Genomic DNA, 6,645 nt, shown 5'->3' with positions numbered 1-6,645 from the left:
GATATATTTCTATATTCCCTAAAGTATTTACAGTGGGAGGTTGATATATACATCCATAATCGGGTACCGTAAAATATCCATCCATAAATGAATAATCTCCACATTTTAAAAGATTATCGAAATCTGCATCTGAATAATAATTACTCGTTTTGACACTCTCTACTTCTTTTTTTAGATTCTTTGAATTATTATTTTCAGTTTTTTTTGAATTACAAGAATTAAAAAAAATGATAATAAGAACTAGAATAAGATTTATTAATTTCTTCATAATTTCTATTTTTAAATTCTCCTAGCTAACAAAAGCCTAAAGCATTTGCTAGCTGGGGCTTTTCTTTTCAATATGTCAAGGAGCATTGTTATTTTTTATGTTATTTATATCATTCAGCTTTTATCTTAGTTTTATATACATACCCCTTTTTACCCTCTTTCGTTTGTACTAACCACCAATCACCTAAATTTTCTAAAATTTGAATTTTAGTTCCTGTAGTTATTTTCTGAAGAATTTCAGAAGATGTGTTTTTCTCTTTTCTTAAATTTGTAAAACCGTCAGGATCACTTATTTTATTTAAATTAAATTTTTCATGAAGCAAATTTATTATTTCATCAATTTTGGAATTTGAAACAATATAACTTTCATAACCATCTTTTTTATTTTCTTGAATTTTATTTTCCGATTCTTGTTTAGTCTCAGAAGAAATTTGTAAATCTATTTCCGAAACAACATAATGATTATTTATTAATGTTTTAACAGCGTTATAATCTTCTTGCTTTATTGCTTGACTCATTAAATCATTTAGCAGAGTAACATCTATCTTGTATCTAGTAATAAAATACTGTAGCCAAGCACTATTTGTATAATATTGTAAATCAAAAAAAGTTTCATTATTTACTAAGTATGATAAATTTTCACTATCAAAATCTTCTGGCAAAGGAATCTCATCAAAATATATTTCAAGCTTTTTCTTGAAATCTTTAATTTCTGGAGTATCCTTATTTAAATCCTTAGGGTCAAAATTAATATTTGTACCTTCATTAAATAAATCAGTGAATTTTATTTCATTTTTCATCTCATTTGTTTGTTTTTGATTAATACAATTTAAAAAATCACTAAAATGGTCTTGTTTAGTTTTTATTTTTTTAAAATTAGGTTCAATAGGATCCAAAGCATTTAATGATAAATATAATGCGTCCCTTTTTGGAGGAATGATAAACCAACCGACAACACTTTCTACGATTTCTTGAGTTTTAGGATTATCTGATAAATTGTTTCTGGTAAAAGCTTTTATTATAATAGTATCATTTCTGATATCATCAATCCTAACCTCATACTTTTCTTTTTTTTCAAAATCACTGGTATAAAAAAGCTGAAAAAGTTTTTTTTCACAGTCTGACTCTTGTCTGGTAGAATTTAAAGAAATTTTATTTTCATTAGATTCCTTTTTTTTTGAACATCCTATTATCGATAGCAAAATGAATAAATATAAAACGATATTGATTTTTCTCATATTTCTAAAAACTATTAACAATTCTCGGAATTGTTGTATTAATAATTGTCACATAATTAGATTGTTTACTTACATCTCTTGTATGCCACCTTCCTACATTTCCATTATGTCTAACCAAAAACTCTGCAACATAAACCATTCCCGCTTCTACAGATGGAAACTTAATATATCTTTTTTTGGAATCAGTTACTTGTGTATTCCCTCCTCTTCCACTCATTCCTTCATTTTCAAATTCTTCCCATATGCCAATTGGAGTGTATTGTGGAAATTTATTATACACTTCACCATCCCAACCATAAGTTGGATGATTATTGTTTGTTGCTTCCATCCCTGGTCCTCCACAATGTTTATATTGTCCTGATTTAAAATGAGAACATTCCCATCTGTACATCATTTCTACATTTTTAGCAATTTCTTCACCATAATTATCATAGATCAATCTTAAAGCTCTTCTAGCATCTTCCAAATTAAATAATTTGTCATCTTTGTTTAATTCTGGTAAATTATCTATCAAAGCAAAAACTTTTATTTCTTCCTTATATTTAGATTCTTTTACTACAATTCGCTCATTACTGGAATACCCTCGTCTTCCATATACTCCTGTAAGTTCAGGAATAACATTTTCTAAGTAATTATTTAAAGCGTGGTAAATAAATTTATAATTTGATGCACTTAAGTCTCCCATTTCACTTCCACAACTAGAATGATTTGTTCCATCAGAATTTCTTATTCCTAAACAACCTATTAAGTCTTTAGATTTCCATGGATCTATAGAAATTGAACTTCTACCTTTTAATGTCATTGCGCCACTCGAAACCTCTAATCTTAAATTTTCTAAAGGTCTCAAATTAGAAACATTATCATCAACAAACCTATATCTAAAACTCTCTTTTCCGGAATGATTCCAAGCTTGCATATATCTTATTCTATATAAACTATTTAAATTATTAGGAGGAATAGGACCTTTACTTGCATAATTCTTATTATTTGATTGTGTATGTCTTGCAACTGTTAAAATAGTAGACTCTGCATTTTCATAAGATTTGTATTTTATATCTTGCTTAAGTTTTTTTATAGCTTCTCCTGTTTTATTTCCTCTATAAACATACATTTTATATAAAGGAAATGCACTTTTACCATTTGGTAATTTTTTGCAATAAATTTTCCCCGCTTCTTTATATTCATTCATCCCATTAAAACCACCATAATCAGGATATGTCTCTATTCTCCCATTCCTATCTACTTTTATTTCGGTAGCAATTTCACTAGTTATATATAAAATAGCTTCTTTTCCTAGTCCTATAACTTTTTCAAATTTCTCTTTCTTCTGCTCCCCGCCAACTTTCGCAACCTTATTAGTAGACTCTACAGGGTCTGGTTTAAAAACTTTGGTATCAACATTAACAACTGCGCTTTTGCTAAAATCATGTGTCTGCAGAACTTCGATTTCAGCAAATAGTTCCTGCTCGTTTCCTTCTGCCCAATTATCTCCGCCTAGACTTCTAGGTATTGAGTCTAATGATACAACTATTGCATGAAGATCTGACTGTATCGTGAAGTTATGGGTAAAAAGAAGATCATTGCTAACCAAATCTTCATCATACAATTTAAGACGAACTTCTTTTCCAACTAACCCCGTTGAATTTATCCAAACTTTAATTTGTTTTTCTTTAAACTTACCTTTTATTTTATGCCCAGCGATGTCAGTCAGATTCACTGAATTGATTTTTCCTTTTACAGCTTTAGGAATTTCAGATGCTTTTGTTTTGGGCTGCTGTACAGGCACATTACTTTTAACAGCCTCTTTTTGAGTTGTTTTGCCTTTATAGGGTGGTACAGGTGTCTCAGTATCTTTAACATCAACATTATTACTCGATATTTTGCCTTTTTTTAAGCCTGTGGTAACATAGTAGGTATGTATTTTGTTTCCCATCGAAGCAATATTGCCAACACTGGGTTTTAATAAAAAGTCAATATCTGCTTTACCATTTTTTACAGCTCCAGAACGGGTCTCAATTATATTTCTCGGGTTGGCATTTCCATGTCCTGCTTTTCCGTTAAGATCTTCTTCCCAAAGTGTTACGTAAACGGTACGTTTTTCCATATCTAAACAATGAACGCGTGCTTTTAGGTTTTGCCCATAAGACAAGGGTTTTGTTAATTTTTTCCCGCTTTTGTCCAATAACTCTATATCCTCAACTTTTGGGTTTTGAGCCGTATGTGTTTTAATATCAAGGCGAGCTGTTTCTTCGCCTCTTTTTACCAAAATTCGAATGCCATTTCTGGTCAAACTCTTTTGAAAGAATGTGTAGGATATTCTCTTGCCTGTTTTATCATTTTCTTTGGTTTTACGCCATCTTCTATTTTCCAGTACATACACTTCCCATTTTACAGGACGCTCAAAATTGGCATTGCCAGCAGGTGCCGTATTTTGATAAGGCAATACCAAAGACATAGCATCACTTACTGTGTAAAACTCTTCAACTCCCACAGCAGGATTAGGATTTCCAATTATTTTAAAATCTGACATACTGTTTTATTTTATTTACAAATAGAATCACTCTCCTCTAAACTCTCCTTAAATTTTGCTGTATCAACCATTGGGTTTAACTGATTGTTTACTTGTGGCTTTGCTTTCTTGGCATTTTGTTTGCTCACTTCTGCTTTTTGACCGTGTTTATCAACAGTAATGCAATCGGCTCCTCCAATAGGACAAGTGGCTTTGCTGTCTTCCAGTAAAATTTTTCCTATATTAGATAATGTTACTTTTTCATAGAAACCGCTCCATTTAGTAATTACTGCCTGACATGGCAAATAATCACCATTTCCGTTTGGCTGCATTTTACATTTCCCAAAGGTATTTTTCTCTAATGTCTGCCCAATTTCTTTGTCAGTAGCAAGGAGTTTTTTATCTGCATCTTTATCATTAGCATAATGCTTTTGCTGCGATTTTACTTTTAATATATCAATTTTTGGCTCTACGCTAAATTTACATTTAAGAGAAGCTCCCTGAACTACTGCATGTTTCTCACTCATTGCCTTACATTTTTGAATATTACACTCGTTTGACTACTCTGCTTTTATTCTTTACTTTTGAGTTTCTTCTTTCTTTAAAGATTCAATTTGTATCATAACTTTTATTGGCTCATCATACTCTATATTGCATTCTAAATTTAATTTTTCGATACAATAGCTATCTTCATCAAGAAAATACAAAGCTTTAAATTTTCCTTTCCAAGGATCAAATCCTAAACTAGTTTTGAATCCAGTATCTATATAATCTCCTTTTTGCTCCACTTTTACCAGATTTGATTCATCTAAAACCAGATCTATCTTTTGCTCCACTACAAACTTCGATTCTTCTCCTTTTTCTAGTGGAAAAACAACTTCATTCTCAAATGAATAGCTCGATGTATAGCTTACATGAATTCCGTTAAAAAAAGCTCTTAAAAAATAATCTGAAGCAAGAGAATCAAATAATGTTTCAGAACTATCTAAAGTATATTCTGTCTGTTGAATATAATTTTCTGCTACCTCTCCCTCAAAATAATCTAGAACTGCTTCTTTTGTATCCTTCCATCGGTTATCTATTTCATCATAATTGTAAATGTCGATCCAATTCCCTGATTCATCTACCACAATTTTTAATGGGTAAAGAACTTCTCCCGTTTTGGCTTCTAATTCAGCCACAACAGTATCTGGCACCTCATTGTTTACCTGAACATTTCTTCGGTCTATTTCAAACAAATGATACTTGTTTCTATCTGTAGCAAGCCATTTTACGCTTACTTTCATTTCAATTGTATCTACTTCATCTCCAAAAACAGTTGTATAGTTAACTTTGTACTCTTTATTAATTTTGTCTGCACCAAATGGCAGTGTATAATTACTTGCTAAGCTTGCTTTTTGAGTTTTTTTCTCGGTCTCTTCCTTTCGTTCTTCAATAGCTTTTTCAGGAGCCAGAATCAAGAACTCTAGGTAACTTTTAAAATCAGCTTCTATTAAATCAGGAATTTCACAGTACATATTATGATACCATCTAAGCTTCTCAGCTTCAATACCAAGATCACGAGCTACACTTTCGAGCGTATCTCCTTTTTTGATTTTATAGGTGCGAAACTTGTCGTAAGACGACTCTTCAGGTTTTTCTCTGTAATACATCTCAAAAAATATTAAACTTTAACCTCTTTCTCTTTGTTTTCAATCTTAGGCTCAAACATAAAACCTTCTTTATCCTTATCTTTTTTATTTATTTTGATTTCTTCTTTCTTCTGCCTTTTACAGATAATTACTGAATTTTCAGTTATTCCATTCATTCCTAAAGTATATTTTGCATCAACATACTTTGCAGCTTGATACCATTTTGGTTGTAAAAAGAAAACCCAGCTGCAGTTTTCTCTGTCCTGCTTTAAATCAATTTTACTATCGGCATTGTGTTCATTATAACCTGAAACGGTATGGTAAAACAAAGCTCCAAAGTCAATTCGTACTGGACCTTTAGATCTTATAGAGGTATATTTTGTGTCACTTTCCTTTTTCTGGATTAATAATGTTATCAGCAATAAATCTTTCATCTGAACATTTTCAATTTCTGGGAAAGGCTCTTTTCTTTCTGGAATTTTCCAAGTGACATATTCTCTTGCAGGTATCTGCATCATATACTCAAAAACAATATAAATTCCAGTTGGAACAAAAAATAAGATAAAATGTGAGCACATTATAAATGTCATTTCAATCCCATTTAATGCTGTATAAATGATCGCAAATAAAACACATGAATAAAGCACAACCAATACCGAAAACAAAAGTTCTACAGCTACAGTTTTTACATTAAACTCTTGAAAATACCATCGATACAGCCATACATGTAAAATCCCAAATAATAAAGTAGCTATTTGGTAAAACATAAACTCATCCGAGAGTTCATTGAATAGTTTATTATATCCTAAAAATGCCACCAAGGCATAAATGAGTGCAAAAGATAAAACATATATGTAAAATTGTTTTTTGTACTTCGTTGCAAATTCTTTTACTTTATCACTAAACAATAAAGTAAGTATACCGCAAAGTGCAATAATCACAACTAAAAAAACAATGAGTTTTACATCGATGAGTGCTAATAAATGTTTTTTAACCATTT

At 30.8% G+C, this 6,645-nt stretch carries 5 protein-coding genes and 1 pseudogene; all 6 read right to left on the bottom strand.

Going from position 1 to position 6,645, the window contains the following annotated elements:
* Positions 1-268, bottom strand: a pseudogene (locus B0A81_RS21720) (hypothetical protein); the annotation flags it as partial.
* Between the two features lie 109 nt (positions 269-377).
* Positions 378-1,505, bottom strand: coding sequence for an SH3 domain-containing protein (locus B0A81_RS03080; protein ID WP_089056650.1), 1,128 nt, complete (start codon positions 1,503-1,505; stop codon positions 378-380).
* A gap of 4 nt (positions 1,506-1,509) precedes the next feature.
* Positions 1,510-4,035: a hypothetical protein gene (locus tag B0A81_RS03075; RefSeq protein WP_089056649.1), complete on the bottom strand. Its 2,526-nt coding sequence runs from the start codon at positions 4,033-4,035 to the stop codon at positions 1,510-1,512.
* Between the two features lie 11 nt (positions 4,036-4,046).
* Positions 4,047-4,541, bottom strand: a complete 495-nt coding sequence (locus tag B0A81_RS03070; protein ID WP_089056648.1) for a DUF4280 domain-containing protein — start codon at positions 4,539-4,541, stop codon at positions 4,047-4,049.
* Positions 4,542-4,592: 51 nt separating this feature from the next.
* Entirely contained in the window at positions 4,593-5,666 is a 1,074-nt protein-coding gene (locus tag B0A81_RS03065; RefSeq protein WP_089056647.1) for a LysM peptidoglycan-binding domain-containing protein, read from the bottom strand.
* A gap of 11 nt (positions 5,667-5,677) precedes the next feature.
* Positions 5,678-6,643: a TssN family type VI secretion system protein gene (locus B0A81_RS03060; protein WP_089056646.1), complete on the bottom strand. Its 966-nt coding sequence runs from the start codon at positions 6,641-6,643 to the stop codon at positions 5,678-5,680.
* Positions 6,644-6,645: the final 2 nt, after the last annotated feature.

The sequence above is a fragment of the Flavobacterium plurextorum genome, from assembly GCF_002217395.1.
Taxonomy (GTDB): Bacteria; Bacteroidota; Bacteroidia; order Flavobacteriales; family Flavobacteriaceae; genus Flavobacterium; species Flavobacterium plurextorum.
The sequence above is the reverse complement of the archived record's forward strand: the minus strand, read 5'-3'. Positions and strand labels throughout refer to the sequence as shown.